This window comes from Streptomyces sp. NPDC001678, from assembly GCF_042892945.1.
Lineage (GTDB): Bacteria > Actinomycetota > Actinomycetes > Streptomycetales > Streptomycetaceae > Streptomyces.
The window spans coordinates 20,476-39,576 of the sequence record NZ_JBIAUP010000010.1 but is presented as its reverse complement, the minus strand read 5'-3'; the positions used below and the strand labels follow the sequence as shown (position 1 = coordinate 39,576).

Genomic DNA, 19,101 nt, shown 5'->3' with positions numbered 1-19,101 from the left:
CAGCAGAATCCCAGAAGTCAGCCCCAAGGAGACCGAACCGTGAAGAGCGCCGTGGAGACCCTGAACCCGACTCGGGTTCGGCTCACTGTCGAGGTGCCCTTCGAGGAGCTCAAGGCCAGCCTCGACGCGGCGTACAAGAAGATCAACCAGCAGGTCACGGTGAAGGGCTTCCGCCAGGGCAAGATCCCGGCCCGTGTCATCGACCAGCGCTTCGGCCGTGGCGCCGTGCTGGAGGAGGCCGTCAACGACGCGCTTCCGAAGTTCTACACGGAGGCCGTCAACGAGGCCGAGCTGAACCCGCTGGGTCAGCCCGAGGTCGACATCACCGAGCTGAAGGACGGCGAGCTGCTCTCCTTCACCGCCGAGGTCGACATCCGCCCGGCGCTGGAGATCCCGGACTACTCCGGCATCGAGGTCACCGTCGACGCCGTCGAGGTCACCGACGAGGACATCGAGAAGTCCGTCGAGCAGCTGCGTGAGCGCTTCGCCACCACCTCCCCGGTCGAGCGCGCCGCCGCCGAGGGCGACATCGTCACCGTCGACCTGGAGGCCAAGGTCGACGGCGAGGTGCTGGAGGACGGCGTCGCCTCCGACGTCGACTACACCATCGGCTCCGGCCAGCTGCTGGACGGCATCGACGACGCCGTGAAGGGCCTGGAGGCCGGTGGCTCCGCCACCTTCACCTCCGAGCTCAAGGGCGGCTCCGCCGAGGGCAAGGAGGCCGAGATCTCGGTCACCGTCAAGTCCGTCAAGGCCCGTGAACTGCCCGAGCTGGACGACGAGTTCGCCCAGATGGCGAGCGAGTTCGACACCCTGGACGAGCTCAAGGCCGACAGCCGCAAGCGCCTCGAGCGCATGAAGAAGTTCGACCAGGCCACCCAGGCCCAGGAGAAGGTCCTGGACGAGCTGCTCAAGCTCGTCGAGGTCCCGATGCCCGAGAAGCTGCTCGCGGACGAGGTCAACACCCGCAAGCACAACCTCGAGCACCACCAGCTCGGCCAGATCGGCATGAACCTCGAGAAGTACCTCGAGATGCAGGGCAAGACGGCCGAGGAGTTCGACGCCGAGCTCAAGGAGCAGTCCGAGAAGGGCATCAAGACCCAGTTCGTGCTCGACGAGATCGTCAACAAGGAGAAGGTCTCGGTCGGTCAGGACGAGCTCACCGAGCACCTGATGCGCCGCGCCCAGTCCTCCGGCATGGCCCCCGACCAGTTCGCGCAGGCCGTCGTCGAGCAGGGCCAGGTCCCGATGCTCGTCGGTGAGGTCGCCCGCGGCAAGGCCCTCGCGACGGTCGTCGAGGCCGCCACGGTCAAGGACTCCAACGGCGAGGTCGTGAACCTCGACGACGAGGACGAGACCGAGGCCGCCGTCGAGACGGTCGAGGCCGCCGAGGGCACCGAGGCCTGAGCCTCGCCCCTCCCCGGCCGGGTTTCCCGGCCTTCCCCCTGACGGACCCGTACGGCCCCCGTATGGAGTCGGCGGGGGGAGCTCGCAGGAGCGCTTGACGACGGGCCCGGACGTGCCGGTCCCCGCCATTCGGCGGGGCCGCGCGACCGGGCCCGTCGTGCACCCTCCGGCGGCCTGTGCGCGGCCTGTGCGCGCGGGGGGAACCTGCGCTCAGAGCGAACAGTTCCTGATGCGGGATGGCGCCTGCCGACCAGCGCGTTAGGGTCCGTAGATACGAGGGCAGGGGAGACATGGCAGCGCGCCGGCGCGTACCGGCCACGCCACCCCGGTCCCCAGAGAAGACGCGGAGACGGCCCGTTGCCGTCAGAGACGAGCAGGTGGATACGTGACGAATCTGATGCCTTCCGCCGCCGGTGAGATCGCCATCGGTGGTGGCCTCGGCGACCAGGTCTACAACCGGCTGCTCGGGGAGCGGATCATCTTCCTGGGCCAGCAGGTCGACGACGACATCGCCAACAAGATCACCGCGCAGATGCTCCTCCTGGCCGCGGACCCGACCAAGGACATCTACCTCTACATCAACAGCCCCGGTGGCTCGGTGACGGCGGGCATGGCGGTCTACGACACCATGCAGTACATCCCGAACGACGTGGTCACCATCGGCATGGGCCTCGCGGCCTCCATGGGCCAGTTCCTGCTGACCGGCGGCACCCCGGGCAAGCGCTTCGCGCTGCCCAACACCGACATCCTGATGCACCAGGGCTCCGCGGGCCTCGGCGGCACCGCCTCGGACATCAAGATCCAGGCCGAGCAGCTGCTGCGCACCAAGAAGCGCATGGCCGAGATCACCGCCCAGCACACTGGCCAGACGGTCGAGGCGATCATCCGCGACGGCGACCGCGACCGCTGGTTCACCGCGGCGGAGGCCAAGGAGTACGGGATCATCGACGAGATCATCACGCACGCCTCCGGCGTTCCGGGCGGCGGCGGCACCGGGGCCTGACCGCTCCGGCAGGACCGTACGCCAGCCGTAACCCAGCCCACAGACCGCCACCAGGAGTGACACCCGCATGAACATCTCGTCCGCCAGCGGCCTCTACACCGGCCCCCAGGCCGAGGCCCGTTACGTCGTTCCGCGCTTCGTCGAGCGCACCTCGCAGGGCGTGCGCGAGTACGACCCGTACGCGAAGCTCTTCGAGGAGCGCGTGATCTTCCTCGGCGTCCAGATCGACGACGCCTCGGCCAACGACGTCATGGCGCAGCTGCTGTGCCTGGAGTCGATGGACCCCGACCGCGACATCTCGATCTACATCAACAGCCCGGGTGGCTCGTTCACGGCCCTCACGGCCATCTACGACACGATGCAGTTCGTGAAGCCGGACATCCAGACGGTCTGCATGGGCCAGGCCGCGTCCGCCGCCGCGATTCTCCTCGCCGCCGGCACCCCCGGCAAGCGCATGGCGCTGCCCAACGCCCGCGTGCTGATCCACCAGCCGTCCAGCCAGACGGGCCGTGAGCAGCTCTCCGACCTGGAGATCGCCGCCAAGGAGATCATGCGCATGCGCACCCAGCTGGAGGAGATGCTGGCCAAGCACTCCACCCAGCCCATCGAGAAGATCCGCGACGACATCGAGCGCGACAAGATCCTCACCGCTGAGGACGCGCTCGCGTACGGTCTGATCGACCAGATCGTCTCGACGCGCAAGTCGTCCGTGACCGTCTGACCACAACACTCGGTCCGACCGGTCCCGGCCACCACCGCGCCGACGACGACGGGCTCTCCCTTGGCCGAGTAGGGCCAAGGGGGGCCCGCGCGGGGGGCCCGGCAAGGTACCGTCGATAGGCAAGCACTCGGGTTCGCAGAGCAAGGCGGATCCCAGGCGAAGGGGAAGCACCTCGTGGCACGCATCGGTGACGGCGGCGATCTGCTCAAGTGCTCGTTCTGCGGCAAGAGCCAGAAGCAGGTGAAGAAGCTCATCGCGGGTCCTGGTGTGTACATCTGCGACGAGTGCATCGACCTCTGCAACGAGATCATCGAGGAAGAGCTCGCGGAGACCAGCGAGGTGCGCTGGGAGGAGCTTCCCAAGCCCCGTGAGATCTACGAGTTCCTCGAGGGCTATGTCGTCGGCCAGGAGGCCGCGAAGAAGGCCCTCTCCGTCGCCGTCTACAACCACTACAAGCGGGTGCAGGCCGGCGAGACCGGTGCGCACAACCGCGACGACGGCATCGAACTGGCCAAGTCCAACATCCTGCTGCTCGGCCCGACGGGCTCCGGCAAGACGCTGCTCGCCCAGACCCTGGCCCGCATGCTCAACGTCCCCTTCGCCATCGCCGACGCCACGGCCCTGACGGAGGCCGGCTATGTCGGCGAGGACGTCGAGAACATCCTGCTGAAGCTGATCCAGGCCGCCGACTACGACGTCAAGAAGGCCGAGACCGGCATCATCTACATCGACGAGATCGACAAGGTCGCCCGAAAGAGCGAAAATCCGTCGATCACACGGGATGTCTCGGGCGAGGGCGTCCAGCAGGCCCTCCTCAAGATCCTTGAGGGCACGACGGCCTCGGTCCCGCCCCAGGGCGGCCGCAAGCACCCGCACCAGGAATTCATCCAGATCGACACGACGAACGTCCTGTTCATCGTGGGCGGCGCCTTCTCCGGCCTGGAGAAGATCATCGAGTCCCGCGCGGGTGCCAAGGGCATCGGCTTCGGCGCCACGATCCGCTCCAAGCGCGAGATCGAGGCCAGCGACCAGTTCCAGGAGGTCATGCCCGAGGACCTGGTGAAGTTCGGCATGATCCCGGAGTTCATCGGCCGTCTCCCGGTCATCACCTCCGTCCACAACCTCGACCGCGAGGCCCTCCTCAAGATCCTCGTCGAGCCGCGCAACGCGCTGGTGAAGCAGTACCAGCGCCTCTTCGAACTCGACGGCGTCGAGCTCGACTTCGACCGCCCGGCCCTGGAGGCCATCGCCGACCAGGCGATCCTGCGGGGGACGGGGGCGCGCGGTCTGCGCGCCATCATGGAAGAGGTCCTGATGTCGGTGATGTACGAGGTCCCGTCGCGCAAGGACGTCGCACGGGTCGTCATCACGGCGGACGTCGTCCAGTCGAACGTGAACCCGACGCTGGTGCCGCGCACGCGCGGCAACGAGCCGGGGGAGCGGCACGAGAAGAGCGCGTAGGTTTTCGCGGTGTACGCACTGAGGGGACGCCCGGCCGGCTGGCGGGGCGCCCCCTCAGTACTGCGTGGGCCGTCAGCTCTCGTCGACGAAGAGTTCGTCCACCTCGGAGACGATGAAGGCGCGGTCCACCCAACGCGCCAAGGCATGCAGATCGGCGCAGCTCGCGATGCGCTCCTGGGTCACAGGCGGCACAGCGATTCCGCGCTTCTCCAGCACACGTAGCACCTGCTGCGCCCGTTCTTCCGCCCGTCCCTCGGCCTTGCCCTCCAGGAATGTCTCCTCGATGAGGGTGCCCCGGCCGGGAAAGTAGCTACGTGGCATCAGTTTCCTCCAGTCGTCTCTCGCCGGGGCGTTCCCCAGGCCGATCTCCAACAGCTCCGAGTAGTACGCGATGGACTCCGGGTCGGCCATTGCCAGGGCACGTGCCAGCGCTTCCAGTATGGCTGGGGCTTCTTGCTCGCGCCCGTGAGTGATGGCGGAGAACGTCGCCAGGGCCAAATTTTGGGCAGCCCGGTCCGGGTCGGTGATCACTGGGACGTTCCCGGGGCTGAGGACCAGCGGGTGCACCGACAGCGCGGTCCAGCCCTCAGGGCCGAGCCGGAAAGGCCCTGACGCCCAATTGGCCGTTGCTTTGTCCTGGCAGACCACGAGCAGGAGCGCCGGACACGTGTACTTCGCCTTCAGGTACGACAGGTAGTACGCCCAGCTGACCGCCTTGTCCGGGTCGCGGCGGCCTTGGGCTTCGATGGCGAGGATGAAGCCCCCGCTGCCGTCCGGTGGCTCGATGCGCAGCACGCTGTCCACTCGCCGCTCCAGCGGTCGGATCTCCGTGACGTCCGCTGTGAGCACCTCGACGGATGACTTCTCCGGCAGCGGAACGCCCAGGATCCGGAACACGGGGTCGAGCAGCTCCGGACGGTCCTGGAATATCCGGTGAGCCGCCTCGTGGTGTGAAGTAACCATGGCCCGAAGCTAGGACCGGGAACGTCTGTGCTTCCGACTATTGGCGAACGATCACTCGTTCGGGCGGTCTTATGTGGTGATTTCCGCTGGCACAACGGCAACGGCCGCCGGGTGGACGGGCGTGGTGTACGCCGGACCGCGCGGCGTGGCCTGAAGGAGAGCACAGCGGACGTGGTCCGTTTGTGAGGAGCTCAGCTCACGTCGGTGAAGATTTCCTCCGCAGTGGAGATGACGAGGGCGCGGTCCAGCCAGAACCCCAAGGTATCCAAAGAGGCGCAGGTCAGGATGCGCTCGCAGACCTCAGGCGACACAGGGACTCCCCTGACTTTCAGCACTCGCAGCACTCCCTGCGCACGCGCTTTCCTGCGCCCCTCAGCCTTGCCCGCCAGGAATGTCTCCTCGATCAGGGTGCCACGGCCGGGGAAGTGGCTGCGCGGACTCATCAGATCCCTCCAGATGCCTCTTACCGGGATGCCTCCAGGTCAGGTTTCCAACAGTTCCAGGTTTCGGGCTCTCCTACGCCCTGTTTCCTGTTCTCTCAACTGCCGCATCTTGACCCTCCGGCCACGGTCTCGGGAGCATCGGGGAGCAGGCCGCCGTGGGATGCAGAGCAGGGGAGGCAGCATGGCACTGACACGCCTTGTCGGCGAGTGCGAGAAGGGGACATGCCCGCAGGTGTTCGCCATCGACGGTACCGACGACGCGATAGTCCAAGGCTTCAGGGTGGAGGACCAGGCGCTGCTCGACGCCATGCGGCTGCCTGAAAACGAATCGGCTGTGCGTATCCCCATGTCGCTGCTCCGGAGGCTGGCCCGTGAACATCTCGCCTGACGAGTTCGAACAGCTCTTCGCCAACTTCCGGCGGGAGGCGTTCCGGCTGGAGACCTTGGACGACTACAGCGGTTCATCCGACCCGGAGAGCCAGCGGGCCTTCCAGGCTGGTGAGGCACAGCCTGCGGACTACAACCAGGAATGGGCCGACGAAGTACGTGCCAACGTCGACGTCGGCAAGCGCATGTATCGCGTGCACATCCTGTCCCGCCCCCTCACGGGATACCTCAGGTTCGAGTTGGGATGGGGCTACCGGAAGAACGCCCGGTCGGGGGAGGAGTTCTTCATCCTCGATATCACCGGACGGCCCAACCCGCTGGCGGGTGTCCCGGACTTCTGGATGTTCGACGAGTCGTCCGTGGTTTCCATGAGCTATGGGGATCATGGAAAGTTCCTCGGGGCCGTGCTGCACCCCGAAGCCTCCGAGTGGATTGAGCGCCGCGACATCGCCCTGGCTCATGCCGTGCCGTTCCATGAGTGGTGGGAGCGGTACGGGGCGGAGTGAATCCCACGGATCTGGGTAAAGCGCTGCGGGAACTGCGAGAGGCCGCCGGGAAGCAGGCCAAAGCGGTCGCCCGTGGCGCTGCCATGTCTCCGAGCAAGCTGAGCAAGATCGAGAACGGTGTCCTGGCGCCCAGTGTGATCGATGTCGAGCGTGTCCTGGTCGCCCTGGAGGTCTCTGATGAGGTCAAGGGCCGGCTGGCGGAAGTCGCTCGTCAAGTGGCCACGGAAGCCACGGCGTGGCGCATCTATCACCGCTCCGGGCTCCACAAGCATCAGGACGCCCTGGGGGCGGTGGAGGCTCGGACAAGCCTCACGCGTACGTTCCAGCCGTCGTGCGTTCCGGGTCTTCTCCAGACGCCGGAGTATGTGCGTGGTGTCCTTCGGAACCGAGAACTCACCGATGACGCTCTGGAGAAGATGATCGGAGCCCGGCTGAGGCGTCAGGAAGTCCTGTACGACCGAGAGCGAGCGTTCCGTTTCCTGGTCACGGAATCGGTGCTGAGGTGGAGGCTGATCCCGGCTCCGATGATGGCGGCGCAGCTCGACAAGCTCGTCACCATGTCGAGGATGCCCAACGTCACGGTCGGTGTAGTGCCGCTGGCTGCGGCGATGCCCGGTCTTCCCACGTGCTCGTTCGTGGTCTTCGATGCCCGCTTGGTCATCGTTGAAATTCCGCACGCAGAAATCACCACCAGCGAGCTGAGGGACATCGAGCTGTACGTATCCAAGTTCGAGAGCTTCGAGCGAGTTGCTGTGTACGGCGAAGACATGCACTCTCTTGCTGCCGCTATCCGCGACGACTTCTTGAGCGAACGGGAAACGCGCTAGAACCGCCTCGGCCATCGCTTCACCATGAGCAGGCGAGAAGGCAGTTCTTTCCGACTCTCAGGAAGGCTCACCATGAGCGACCTTTACGGCCTGCCCTTGAACGGAACCCGGTTCGCCAGGGCATGCGGTGGCAACACGCACCCGGACGGCGAATCCTGTGTCACTCTCGCGCGGATTGGCGATGACGCCTGGGCCATGGGCGACAGCAAGCGTCCGCATGCCGAGCCGCTGAGGTTCACCACGGCCGAGCTGGCTGCGGCCGGCATCGACCCGGCCCGGTTCGGCCTCTCGGCCTGACTCTGCACGCTGCGGCTCCCGCCCTCGGGACTTGTGGAGACGGGAGCCGCTCCCTCTGCGTGGAACAGGAATGCGCCTTGCACTTCCACGGCTATCTATGGGTCGGCGACAAAGCGGTCTTCGACAAGGAGAGCGTCCGTCGACCGCCTCCATCGGTGGAACCTGTGGCGACCAGCCCGCCCGACGTGGTGGAGAGGTATCGCGAAGCTGTGGCGGAGTGGCGCGTGACCGAGGTCCCGCCTCTTGAGACGGCCTATTGGCTGGTGAAGTCGGCCGGGCTGATCCGGGGGACCTGGGAGCACCCGAAGGAGGCGGCGGGGTGGTTGGGGGAGCGGTTGGGGGAGTACGCCCAGCGTTTCGCCTCGGACAGCGACAGGGAAACGCCCCGGCTTGCACAGAAGGTCTGCAACGCTGCCAACACACTGGGCTGGGGCGGGGACGTGGCTGTCGGGTTCTACCTGGGGCGTCCGCTGTTCCTCAGCCTTGCTGTGGTGCCGTGCTCCCCGAACCGGGGGGCTCCTGGGCGTGGGTGCCCGGCTGGGTAGGTGCGGAGCGGCCCCACTGAGAGAGGGGTGCCTGGCCGTCTGGCCAGGCACCCTTCTGGTGTCTCAGAGTGTCGTGTTGCCAGGATGAGCTCTGGCAGCTTTGGAACGCTTTACTTCGCCCAGCACGCGAAGTTGGCATGCTGCGGCTTAACGCCGAAGTTCACCAACATGCTCTCGCAGTGGCCAGCCCAGTTGTTGGTCCATTCGCCACCGGCATAAGCGCATGCGGCCTTAACGTTCGGTCCGACTTTGTACCCGTAGGTCTTCAGGTAAGACTCGCATTGAGCCGGGGAGGCACTCGCCGGAGTGGTCGTGGCGAGCTGAAGCGTTCCAGCAGCCAGGATTAGGCCAGCGGTTGTTGCTGCCCGTCGGGTCCACTTGCCCATACTCGGTTCTCGCTCCTGCTCGACTTCTTGGGTTCTGTTGCGTGATCAGGGCCGTCAGGTCCTTGATCATCTTGAAGTCCAAGATATCGTTCCCGTGTTCGAATCTCTACTCCTGATTCGGCCAGCGCGTAGAGGCTGAGTCTCAAGGTCCCGGGTGTCCGAGCGGGTCAGAGCGTCGCATGAGGACTGGTGTGGCGCGTGAGAGGTTGTCGCGCTGGTTGCGTGGGCTGGCGGGATCTTCCTATCTGGGTAAGCGTTCCGGGTGTGACCGAAAGGAGCGCTTGGGCGGCCTGCCCGTCGCGTGCGCGGAGGGTGGGGGTTGGCGCAACGGCAACGGCCGCCGCGATGCCGGGTGGCATGCGCAGCGGCCGTCGGGCGAGTGGGCCTGCTGGAGGGTTACTTCTCCTTGCGGACCTGGTTGCGGATCTTCGCGGTCGCGTCGGAGAGTTCCTGGATGGACATGACGCTGCCGGACGACGCGCTGGTGGCGCCGTAGGGGTTGTTGCTCTTCGTGGTCTGGTGCGTGACGGAGCCCACCGCGCTGGTGTCGCCCCAGACGCAGCTGTTGCTCTCGATCTCGGTCGAGAACTGGCCCATGGACGTGGTGATCTTCTGTGTCCGGCACTTCATCACCGCGCCGTCGAAGCCGCTCGGCGAGAAGTCCGTCCACGGGCCGTTGTCGACCTTCATGGAGCTGAGGAGCTTCTTCTGCTGCTCGTCGATCTGGGGGAGCAGAACGTCGATGGTCTTCTTCGGGTCGCTGATGGTGCCGTAGGTGCCGTTGACGGAGAGGCCCTGCTTCTCGGCGTTGGTGTACCGCTCGCTCACGGACGTGCCATTCTCGATGCCCGCCGCCTTGGCTTTCTCGTTGTCGGCAAGACTCTGCGGCTGGTTCTGCTGCGCGCCCGTCGGCAGAGGCGCCTTGATGAACCGTCCGTCCAGCAGCGACGCCGGCATCTCCATCGTGTACGGCTTCACATCGCCGTCACCGCCACCGCCGCCGTTCATGAAGAGCACGCCGCCCACGATCGCGCCCACGACGACCAGTACGCCCACCGTGATGCCGATCGCCTTGCCCGCGCCGCCGCCGCTCGGCTGGGCCGGGGGCGGGTAGCCGCCCGGCATGCCCGGCTGCTGGCCCCAGCCCTGGGGCTGGGGGGCCGGGGGCTGGCCCCAGCCGGCCTGCTGGGGCGGGGCGCCGTAGGGCGTGCCCGGCGGCGGGGGCGGGGGCGGCGGGGCGCCGTAGGGAGCCGGGGGCTGCTGGGGGTAGCCGTAGCCGGGCTGGCCGGGGGCGCCGCCCTGGCCGTACGGGTTGGGCGGCGGCTGCTGGCCGTACGGGCCCGGCTGGGGGTAGCTCATCAGTTCCTCTTCGACGCAGTTCTCTCACGCGACACGCGACAGCTCCGCGCCATCTTTCCCGATGGCTTATTCCGGCTTTACCTCGGGCCCGCAACGGTTTCGGAACAAGTCCCGTTTGTGCTACTGCGAGACGGCCGTGCGGGTGTCGTGGCGGAGGCCGGCGGTGAGTTCGGCCGCCCGGTCGAGGGGGATGTCACGCCCGTAACGGGCGAACGACGCGTCGGCCAGGGAGGCCGTACCGACCGTGTCGTGGTCGGCCCACGCGCACAACGTTCTGATGTGCGTCGGCTTGTCGTCGGTGCCCGCGAGGGTGAAGCGCGTGCCCTGGCACTTCAGCACCGTGTCCCGGTCGAGGCCGTCGGGCGTGAGCCTCTGCGGGCGGCCCGACCAGGTGAATGTGCTGAGGCGTTTGTCCTTCTTCGCCGCCGTCGCCGTGCTCAGGAACAGCATGTCGACCGAGCGTTCGGGGTCCTCGACGCGGCCCCAGATGCCGGTGAAGCTCATGTTCTTGCGGAGGTCGGTGGTGTACGCAGCGCTCACCCGCTGTCCGTTCGTCACCCCGAGGAGGAACATCGCCCGGCTTGCCTGGTCCCCGGCAATGTCTTTGTCGTCCTCGTCCCCGGGTGCCTTCTTGTAGCGGCCGTCCAGGATCGTGTCCGGTGTCGTCAGGCGGTAGTGCCGCGATGGGCTTGGCGACGTTGTGGCAGGCGGAATCGCCTTCGCGGGGCTTGCGGAGTTGTGGTCGGCGCTGTCGCAGCCTGCCAGGGCCGTCAGTGTCAGCAGGGCCGTCCCCGCCAGCGCCGTGGCCCGCACGCGACAGCGCGTCACTTCGTCAGCTCCACCCGCGTGTCCTTGCGCACCTTCGACGTCAGCTCCGCCGCGTCCTCCAGCGGGACCTTCCGGCCCGCCAGCACCGCCGCCGTGTCCAGGCTGAACACCGCCTCCGTCGTGCTGTGGTCGGCCCATACGCACATCTGCATCGTGATCGGCTTGCCGCCTGGGGCGGTGGTGCCCACCAGGTGGGTGTGCTGGCACTTCATCACCGCGCCGTCGTCCAGCCCGGAGGGGGAGACGCGCTCGGCGGTGCCCTCGAGCTCCATGCGGCCCTCGCCGTCGCCGTCGTCCTTCTTGAGCGCGGTGCCCAGCGACGCGAACATGCCGTCCACGACGCGCTCCGGGCTCTTGATGCGGCCCCAGGCGCCGGTGAAACGGACCTTCTTCTGCGTCGGGCCCGGGCTCCCCGTCTCGTACGCGCCCGAGATGGTCTCCGGGTCGGCGACGCCCATGTGGCGGAGGTCGGCCTTCTCGTCCGCGCCCAGCACCGGCAGGTCCGCGGCGGTCTCCTTCCGGTACTCGCCGGCCAGGATCGTGTCGGGGGTGACGAGCTTGTGGCGCGGGCCGGCGTTCGCTGCGGGGGTGCGGTCCTTCGTGTCCCCGTCGCCCTTACGGCCTCCCGACAGCAGCACGAAGCCACCCACGACGATCGCGCCGACCAGGATGACCGCGCCCAGCGCGATGCCGATGGCCTTGCCTTTGTTGTTGCCGTTGTGCGGCGGGAGGGGCGGGGGGTACGGCATCGGCATGCCGGGCTGTTGGCCGTACGGCTGTCCGGGCTGGCCATACGGTCCAGGCTGTCCGTACGGGGCGCTCTGCGGGTAGCCGTATGCGCCGTACGGGCCCGGTGCCTGAGCTGCGGGCTGCTGCGGATAGCCGTAGCCGGGCTGTCCGTAGCCGGGCTGGCCGTACGGGTTGGGCTGCGGCGGCTGGCCGTACGGGCCCGGCTGGGGGTGGCTCATCGGTGGCTCTCGGCTCTCTCGCGGGCGGGGGGCCTGGGTCAGGTGCACGTCATCTTTGTCGATCGCTTATTCGAGCCTTACGGCGGGGCGGCCGACGGGAGTCCCCCCGGGGCGGAAACGGGTTCGTGAGCTGTCGGCCCCTCCCCGTAGAATTCGGTCCGTGACCGAGAACACTCAGCAGAGCCCCGACCGCGGGCCGAACGACAGTGCCCCCGAACTGCCGACCCAGTACGCGCCGGCCGAGGTAGAGGGGCCGCTGTACGAGCGCTGGGTAGAGCGGGGCTACTTCACGGCCGACGCCAAGAGCGAGAAGCCGCCGTACACCATCGTCATCCCCCCGCCGAACGTCACCGGCTCGCTCCACCTGGGCCACGCCTTCCAGCACACCCTCATGGACGCCCTCACGCGCCGCAAGCGCATGCAGGGCTTCGAGTCGCTGTGGCTGCCCGGCATGGACCACGCCGGCATCGCCACGCAGAACAAGGTCGAGCAGCAGCTCGCCGAGGAGGGCCTGTCCCGTCACGACCTCGGCCGCGAGGCGTTCGTCGAGCGCGTGTGGCAGTGGAAGGAGGAGTACGGCGGCAAGATCCTCGGCCAGATGCGCCGCCTCGGCGACGGCGTCGACTGGAACCGTGAGCGCTTCACCATGGACGAGGGCCTGTCCCGCGCCGTCCAGACGATCTTCAAGCGGCTCTACGACGACGAGCTGATCTACCGCGCCGAGCGCATCATCAACTGGTGCCCGCGCTGCCTCACGGCCATCTCCGACATCGAGGTGGAGTACCAGGACGACGACGGCGAGCTCGTCTCCATCAAGTACGGCGAGGGCGATGACACCCTGGTCGTCGCCACGACCCGCGCCGAGACGATGCTGGGTGACACGGCCGTCGCCGTCCACCCGGACGACGAGCGCTACGCCCACCTCATCGGCAAGCAGATCAAGCTGCCGCTGACGGACCGCACGATCCCGGTCGTCGCCGACACCCACGTCGACCCCGAGTTCGGCACCGGCGCCGTCAAGGTGACCCCGGCCCACGACCCCAACGACTTCGCGATCGGCCAGCGCCACGGCCTGCCGTCGCTGACGGTCATGGACGAGCGCGGCAACATCACCGTCCACGGCCCCTTCCTCGGCCTGGACCGCTTCGAGGCCCGTTCCGCCATCGTCGGCGCCCTGCGCGAGCAGGGCCGGATCGTCGCGGAGAAGCGTCCGTACGTCCACGCCGTCGGCCACTGCTCGCGCTGCAAGACGACGGTCGAGCCGCGTCTGTCGATGCAGTGGTGGGTCAAGGTCGGCCCGCTGGCGCAGGCCGCCGGTGACGCCGTCCGCGACGGCCGGGTGAAGATCCACCCGGAGGACATGTCGAAGCGCTACTTCGACTGGGTCGACAACATGCACGACTGGTGCATCTCGCGCCAGCTGTGGTGGGGTCACCGCATCCCCGTCTGGTACGGCCCCGACGGCGAGATCGTCTGCGTCGGCCCGGACGAGCAGCCGCCGACGGGCGAGGGCTGGCGCCAGGACACCGACGTCCTCGACACCTGGTTCTCCTCCGGCCTGTGGCCGTTCTCCACGCTCGGCTGGCCGGAGAAGACCCCGGACCTGGAGAAGTTCTACGCCACCGACGTCCTGCTCACCGGCCACGACATCATCTTCTTCTGGGTCGCCCGGATGATGATGTTCGGCCTGTACGCGATGGACGGCGTCGCTCCCTTCCACACCATCGCCCTCACCGGCCTGGTGCGCGACGAGCGCGGCAAGAAGATGTCGAAGTCCTTCGGCAACGTCGTCGACCCGCTGGACTGGATGGACGCCTACGGCTCCGACGCCGTCCGCTTCACCCTGGCCAAGGGCGCGAACCCGGGCACCGACGTCCCGATCGGCGAGGACTGGGTCCAGGCGTCCCGCAACTTCGCCAACAAGATCTGGAACGCCACCCGTTTCGCCCTGATGAACGGCGCCACGGTCGAGGGCGAGCTGCCGCCCGCCGAGGAGCTGTCGGCCACCGACCGCTGGATCCTCTCCCGGCTCAACGCCACGATCGCCGAAGTCGACGCGTTCTACGACGACTTCCAGTTCGCCAAGCTCGCCGACACCCTCTACCACTTCGCGTGGGACGAGGTCTTCGACTGGTACGTCGAGCTGTCCAAGACCACCTTCATGGGCGGCGGCGAGGCGGCCAAGGCCTCCGCGCGCGTCCTCGGCGAGGTCCTGGACAAGACGCTGAAGCTGCTCCACCCGGTCATGCCGTTCGTGACCGAGACGCTGTGGACCACGCTCACGGGCAAGGAGTCCGTCGTCGTCGCCGACTGGCCGAAGGACAGTGGCTTCCGCGACGCCGTCGCCGAGTCCGAGATCGAGAACCTCCAGCAGGTGATCACCGAGGTCCGCCGCTTCCGCGCCGACCAGGGCCTCCAGCCCGGCCAGCGCGTCCCGGCGAAGCTCGACCTGTCGGGCACGACGCTCGCCGCCCACGAGGGCGCGATCCGTCAGCTGCTGCGCCTCCAGCCGGCCGAGGACGGCTTCCACGCCACCGCGACCCTCCCGGTCGCCGGCGCCACGGTCGCCCTCGACCTGTCCGGCACGATCGACGTCGAGGCCGAGCGCAAGCGTCTGGCCAAGGCGCTGGCCGCGGCCGAGAAGGACAAGGCCCAGTGCACGGCCAAGCTCGGCAACGAGGCGTTCCTCGCCAAGGCCGCCGAGGCGGCCGTGGAGAAGATCCGCACGCGCCTGGTGAAGGCCGAGGCCGACATCGAGCGGATCAGCGCCCAGCTCGCGGCGCTCCCGGCGGCCTGAGGCCCCAAGCCCCACGCCGGGCGCAGCGCGGCCGGGTCATCCCCACATCAGTGGGGGTGACCCGGCCGCGGCCGTATTTACGGAGGCGAAGGTCAGCGCTCGGTGATCGGCCGTGCCTCCCACGGCCTCGTCCGCCCCGGGTCCCACATGGGCCCCCACGGCCCCTCCAGAGGCTCCTCCTCCACCCGGTCGAGGAGCCTGTGCTGATTGCGGTCCCGGCGGTCCCGTACGGGGGCGAAGAGCACATACGCCGTGGACACCACCACGAAGCCCAGCCGGATCAGGCCCTTGGCCGACTCGTCGGGCACCACGAACACGCTGCCGTAGAGCACGAGCAGCGCGATCCAGCTCCACCACGGCACCAGCCGCCGCTGGCCGCAGACGTCCCACAGCAGGGTGCCGAGCAGCACGGAGGCCGTGTAGTAGGTGTAGACGCTGGGGTCGAGGACGATCCGGGCGTTGGCGCCCAGCAGGATGACGGCCGCCCAGCGGCCGCGCCAGACGGCGATCGCCCCCAGGGCGAGGCCGAGCGCGGCCTGGGCGGGGCGGGCCCAGTTCGGGGTCTCGGGTGTGTTGCCGCCCAGCCAGCGCAGCGCGGAGGCCGGGCTGTTGGGGATGGTGAACTTCGCGGCGGCGAAGGAGTGCGGGTCGACGAGGAAGAACGGCAGCCAGGCGACGGCCACCAGGCCCACGCACCACAGTCCCGCGCGCAGCCACCGCTCCTTGGGCAGCGCCAGCAGCAGCGGCAGGAAGGCCAGTGCCGTCGGCTTGGAGTCCAGGGCCAGGGCCATGCAGATACCGGTCGCGGCCGCGTTGCAGTGCGTCAGGTAGTACACCGCGAGCGCGGTGAAGAAGAGCGCGAGGACGTCGTCCAGATGCGCGAAACGGACCGAGACCTCGATCCACATGGGGATGAAGGCCAGGCCCGCGATGAGGACCCGCTGCCGCAGCCGCTGGTGGTTGGTGCCGGTGCCCAGGAGATGCCGGGCGGCGCTGCGGCCGGCCAGGACCAGGATCACCAGGCCCAGCAGGGACATCAGGGCCTCGGCCAGCACCTGGCCGACCATGGCCGGGAAGGGGTTGAAGAGGCCGGCCACCAGGAAGCTGACGGGGCCCATCTGGAGCTCGGGGTGGCGCGCGTAGAGGTTGAGGCCGCCGTCGCCGGAGGTGCCGCCGTCGTAGATCAGCTCGCCGCCGGTGCGCAGATAGTGCCAGGAGAAGCCGCCGCTGGGCTCCACGACGATGAACCAGAGCACTGCCCACCCTGTGAGCAGCAGCAAGTGTGATCTGTTGCTGAGTTGTGGTGTGCGCACAACGCTCCGTTCCGCCACCCGGAACCGTTCCGGGCATAAATATCACCGGCGGTCAGATGGTGGAACGGAGCGGAAGGTTGCTTCGTCGGTCAATTCTGTGACCGAACTCATGGTTTCGCGCGGGATCCCCTACGCGGCGCAGGCCTCGTACGCGGCTCAGGCCTCGATGGCCACCGGGCCGGAGGTGGTGCTCTCGGCGTTGCGGCGGGTCTTCGCCCAGCCGTTGCGGCCGCGCAGCATCCGGACGAAACCGCGGGCGGACGCCGGGAAGAGATGGTAGGCGTACAGCCACAGTGCCAGGCCCCACAGCAGGGCGGTCAGCAGCGAACGGTCGCCGGCGCGGTCCCGGCGGTAGACCGGGCCCCACAGGACGAACGGCGTCACGGACACCACGGCCAGGGCGATCACCAGCGGCCACAGGGCCAGCATGCCGCCGAACGCCTCGCCCACGCCGTCCTCGGCGGCGGTGATGCCCAGCAGGGTGAACATGACCGCGCACAGCGCGAGGGTGACCAGGTGGGCGACGGGCTGGAGGAAGGTGTAGAGCGTCTCCAGGACGCCCTTGCCGCCGTAGTGGCGGGAGGAGACGATGCGCGGCGCGTAGCGGACGCACTGGAGGTTGCCCTGGGCCCAGCGGGTGCGCTGGGTGAGGAACCGGCGGCCGTGCGGGAGGCCCTCCTGGGAGACCCAGGTGTCGGCTATGTGGGATATCCGGTCACCGTTGAGGATCATGTGCAGGCCCAGCTCGTAGTCCTCCAGCAGCGCGCCGCGCTGCCAGGGGCGGCGCTCGGCGGCGGCGATGCGGTCCAGGGAGGCGAGGCGGGTGAACTGGCCGTTGCCGCCCAGGCCGACGGAGCCGGTGCGGCCGCGCAGCAGCTGCATGCCGGCGTTGGAGACGGAGAACTCCATGTCCTGCATGCGCACCAGCAGCCGGGCGAAGGCGTTGGCGAACCGGCCGCGGTCGGGCAGCGGGCGGGGGTCCTCGGTGTTGCGCATCCGGACGCTGACCTGGACGCCGCCGGTCTCGGGGTCGCCGAAGCCCTGGGGGCCGCTGACGCGGGCGAGGGCGTGCGGGTCGAGCTGGCCGTCGGCGTCGATGACGCACACGACGACGCGCTCGCGGTCGGTGTCCTTCGACAGGAACTGGTTCAGCTCGTCGTACGCGGCGTTGAGCGCCGCGCCCTTGCCCTGACGGGCGTTGGGGCGCCGCCGGCTGACGAGGTGGACGCGGCGGTCCTCGTCGGCGAGGGCGGCGACGATGGCGCCCGTGCGGTCCTCGCTGTCGTCGTCGATGACCCAGACGTGCGCGCCCGGGTGGTCGGCGCGCAGCCGCGCGACGGTGGTGCCGACGACGGCCTCCTCGTCACGGCAGGGGACGAAGAAGTGCCAGTCGATGGCGTCGGGGTTGCCGTTCTCGACGGCGGGGCGGCGGGTGTACGCGTGGCGGGCGCCGGCCCAGTAGAGCAGGAAGCAGACGAGGAGGAAGAAGGGGAAGGCGAGGAGGAAGGGGCTGGAGAACATGCGCTCGTTCCGGTGCGGGGTGGGTGCGGGTTGCTGTGGGCTGCGCTGCGCGCGGCTGGCCCCTGACCCGCTCCTTCGCCGTTTCTTGGGGGCTGCGCCCCCAACCCCCCGACCGCGCTTCGCGCGGGGACGTGGGGTGGAGCCCCCGGTAGGGGGTGCGAGGGGGCGGAGCCCCGCTCGGAAACGGAGAAGGGGCGGGGTGGGGCCTTACGCGGCGGCGGCCAGCTCAGCCGGCGCGCCGATCGCGGCCAGCAGCGCCACGATGCGGTCCGACGCCAGCCCGTCCCCGAACGGGCTCGGCAGGGCGGCCAGCCGGGCGAGGCCCTCCGGGCCCTCCGCGAGGCGGCGGCGCGCCGCCTCGCCGATGGCGCGGCCCGGCTCGACGAGGTCCGCGAAGTCCGCCATGGCCTCCGGGCGCTCAGTGGAGCGGCGGACGACGACCAGCGGGCGGCCGAGGACCGTGCACTCCTCCTGGATGCCGCCGGAGTCGGAGACCAGCAGGGCGGAGTGCCGGGCGAGGGCCAGGAACTCGGAGTAGCCCAGCGGTGCCGTCACCGTCAGCGGAGCCAGCAGGTCCATGAGGCCGGCGGCCTCGATACGGGCGCGGGTGCGCGGGTGCAGCGGCAGGACGACCGGGCGGCCCGGCGTCGCGAGGGCGGCCAGCTCGGTCAGGATCGCCCGCAGCGCCTCGGCCGAGTCGGTGTTCTCGGGCCGGTGGACGGTCGCCAGGACGTAGCCGTCGGCGGTCAGCCCGTGGCGGTCCAGCAGCGCCGCGCGCTCGGTCGCGCCGGGGAGCTGGTTGTGGACGGCCTCGACGACGGTGTTGCCGGTGAGGGCGATCCGGGAGTCGGCGACGCCCTCGGCGAGGAGGTTGGCGCGGTTGTCCTCGGTGGCGGCGCAGAGCACGTCGGCGATGCTGTCGATGAGGACGCGGTTGTGCTCCTCGGGCATGTTGCGGTCGTGGCTGCGCAGACCGGCCTCGACGTGCAGCAGCGGGATGTCGCGGGCGTTGGCGGCCAGCGCGCCGGCGAGGGCGGCGTTGGTGTCGCCCTGGACGACGACGGCCAGCGGCGGCTCGGCGGTGAACAGCGCGTCGAGCTGGGCGAGGGCGGCGGATATCTGCACGGCGCGCGGCTGCCCGCCGACACCGGTGAGGAAGGTCGGCTCGGGCAGGCCCAGCTCGGTCAGGAAGCGGCCGGACAGCTCCTCGTCGTAGTGCTGACCGGTGTGCACCAGGTGAGCGGCAGGTCCCAGGAGGCGCACGAGGTCGGTGAGCTTGACCAGCTCGGGGCGCGTACCGAGAACGATCGCGCAGCTGCGGGGCGGCAGGGACATGCGGGGCTCCTGGGGCTGTCGGGGGCGGTGACAG

18 protein-coding genes are annotated in these 19,101 nt (G+C 68.9%); 10 read left to right on the top strand and 8 right to left on the bottom strand.

Annotation, left to right across the window (positions count from 1 at the left end):
- Positions 1-39: 39 nt before the first annotated feature.
- The 4 genes from tig (at position 40) to clpX (ending at position 4,592) form a co-directional block, all read left to right on the top strand.
- Entirely contained in the window at positions 40-1,407 is a 1,368-nt protein-coding gene (gene tig / locus ACFYZR_RS21185; protein ID WP_391912461.1) for a trigger factor, read from the top strand.
- A 397-nt stretch (positions 1,408-1,804) separates the two neighbouring features.
- Entirely contained in the window at positions 1,805-2,410 is a 606-nt protein-coding gene (locus ACFYZR_RS21180) for an ATP-dependent Clp protease proteolytic subunit (protein WP_391912902.1), read from the top strand.
- A 67-nt stretch (positions 2,411-2,477) separates the two neighbouring features.
- Positions 2,478-3,131 (top strand): ATP-dependent Clp protease proteolytic subunit, encoded by a 654-nt coding sequence (locus ACFYZR_RS21175; RefSeq protein ID WP_311616263.1) that lies wholly within the window; start codon positions 2,478-2,480, stop codon positions 3,129-3,131.
- A 174-nt stretch (positions 3,132-3,305) separates the two neighbouring features.
- Positions 3,306-4,592 carry an ATP-dependent Clp protease ATP-binding subunit ClpX gene (gene clpX, locus ACFYZR_RS21170; RefSeq protein ID WP_229347829.1) on the top strand — a complete coding sequence of 429 codons (1,287 nt, stop codon included), beginning with the start codon at positions 3,306-3,308 and terminating at the stop codon, positions 4,590-4,592.
- 72 nt (positions 4,593-4,664) lie between these two features.
- Here the strand turns inward: clpX and ACFYZR_RS21165 are convergent, their stop codons facing one another.
- On the bottom strand, positions 4,665-5,555 hold the full coding sequence (locus tag ACFYZR_RS21165) for a hypothetical protein (RefSeq protein ID WP_391912458.1): 891 nt from the start codon (positions 5,553-5,555) through the stop codon (positions 4,665-4,667).
- 191 nt (positions 5,556-5,746) lie between these two features.
- Entirely contained in the window at positions 5,747-5,998 is a 252-nt protein-coding gene (locus ACFYZR_RS21160) for a hypothetical protein (RefSeq protein WP_391912456.1), read from the bottom strand.
- 181 nt (positions 5,999-6,179) lie between these two features.
- Between ACFYZR_RS21160 and ACFYZR_RS21155 the strand changes: the two genes are divergently transcribed.
- The 5 genes from ACFYZR_RS21155 (at position 6,180) to ACFYZR_RS21135 (ending at position 8,560) form a co-directional block, all read left to right on the top strand.
- Positions 6,180-6,386: a hypothetical protein gene (locus ACFYZR_RS21155; protein ID WP_391912453.1), complete on the top strand. Its 207-nt coding sequence runs from the start codon at positions 6,180-6,182 to the stop codon at positions 6,384-6,386.
- On the top strand, positions 6,370-6,891 hold the full coding sequence (locus ACFYZR_RS21150) for a DUF6879 family protein (protein ID WP_391912451.1): 522 nt from the start codon (positions 6,370-6,372) through the stop codon (positions 6,889-6,891). Before ACFYZR_RS21155 ends, ACFYZR_RS21150 begins: the two co-directional genes overlap by 17 nt.
- Entirely contained in the window at positions 6,888-7,718 is an 831-nt protein-coding gene (locus ACFYZR_RS21145; RefSeq protein ID WP_391912449.1) for a helix-turn-helix domain-containing protein, read from the top strand. The genes ACFYZR_RS21150 and ACFYZR_RS21145 overlap by 4 nt, the downstream gene beginning before the upstream one ends.
- A gap of 72 nt (positions 7,719-7,790) precedes the next feature.
- Positions 7,791-8,015, top strand: coding sequence for a DUF397 domain-containing protein (locus tag ACFYZR_RS21140; protein WP_391912447.1), 225 nt, complete (start codon positions 7,791-7,793; stop codon positions 8,013-8,015).
- Between the two features lie 77 nt (positions 8,016-8,092).
- Complete coding sequence (locus tag ACFYZR_RS21135) at positions 8,093-8,560, top strand: hypothetical protein (RefSeq protein WP_391912445.1); 468 nt, start codon at positions 8,093-8,095, stop codon at positions 8,558-8,560.
- Positions 8,561-9,342: 782 nt separating this feature from the next.
- On the opposite strand, the gene ACFYZR_RS21130 is transcribed toward ACFYZR_RS21135, so the two are convergent.
- The 3 genes from ACFYZR_RS21130 to ACFYZR_RS21120 all read right to left on the bottom strand — a co-directional run bounded on the left by ACFYZR_RS21130 (position 9,343) and on the right by ACFYZR_RS21120 (position 12,101).
- Complete coding sequence (locus ACFYZR_RS21130) at positions 9,343-10,305, bottom strand: hypothetical protein (protein ID WP_391912443.1); 963 nt, start codon at positions 10,303-10,305, stop codon at positions 9,343-9,345.
- Between the two features lie 120 nt (positions 10,306-10,425).
- On the bottom strand, positions 10,426-11,133 hold the full coding sequence (locus ACFYZR_RS21125) for a hypothetical protein (RefSeq protein WP_391912441.1): 708 nt from the start codon (positions 11,131-11,133) through the stop codon (positions 10,426-10,428).
- The gene (locus ACFYZR_RS21120; protein ID WP_391912439.1) at positions 11,130-12,101 is read right to left on the bottom strand and encodes a hypothetical protein; all 972 of its coding nucleotides are present in this window, start codon (positions 12,099-12,101) and stop codon (positions 11,130-11,132) included. Before ACFYZR_RS21120 ends, ACFYZR_RS21125 begins: the two co-directional genes overlap by 4 nt.
- A gap of 160 nt (positions 12,102-12,261) precedes the next feature.
- Here ACFYZR_RS21120 and ACFYZR_RS21115 point away from each other — a divergent pair, with 160 nt between their 5' ends.
- On the top strand, positions 12,262-14,898 hold the full coding sequence (locus tag ACFYZR_RS21115; protein ID WP_391912437.1) for a valine--tRNA ligase: 2,637 nt from the start codon (positions 12,262-12,264) through the stop codon (positions 14,896-14,898).
- A 92-nt stretch (positions 14,899-14,990) separates the two neighbouring features.
- Here ACFYZR_RS21115 and ACFYZR_RS21110 read toward each other — a convergent pair whose 3' ends face one another.
- From ACFYZR_RS21110 to wecB, 3 genes are all read right to left on the bottom strand, one after another.
- A complete protein-coding gene (locus tag ACFYZR_RS21110; protein ID WP_391912427.1) occupies positions 14,991-16,154 on the bottom strand; it encodes a hypothetical protein in 1,164 nt (387 codons plus the stop codon).
- Positions 16,155-16,367: 213 nt separating this feature from the next.
- Positions 16,368-17,732, bottom strand: a complete 1,365-nt coding sequence (locus tag ACFYZR_RS21105) for a glycosyltransferase (protein WP_391912425.1) — start codon at positions 17,730-17,732, stop codon at positions 16,368-16,370.
- Between the two features lie 207 nt (positions 17,733-17,939).
- On the bottom strand, positions 17,940-19,067 hold the full coding sequence (gene wecB, locus ACFYZR_RS21100; protein ID WP_391912423.1) for a non-hydrolyzing UDP-N-acetylglucosamine 2-epimerase: 1,128 nt from the start codon (positions 19,065-19,067) through the stop codon (positions 17,940-17,942).
- Positions 19,068-19,101 lie beyond the last annotated feature (34 nt).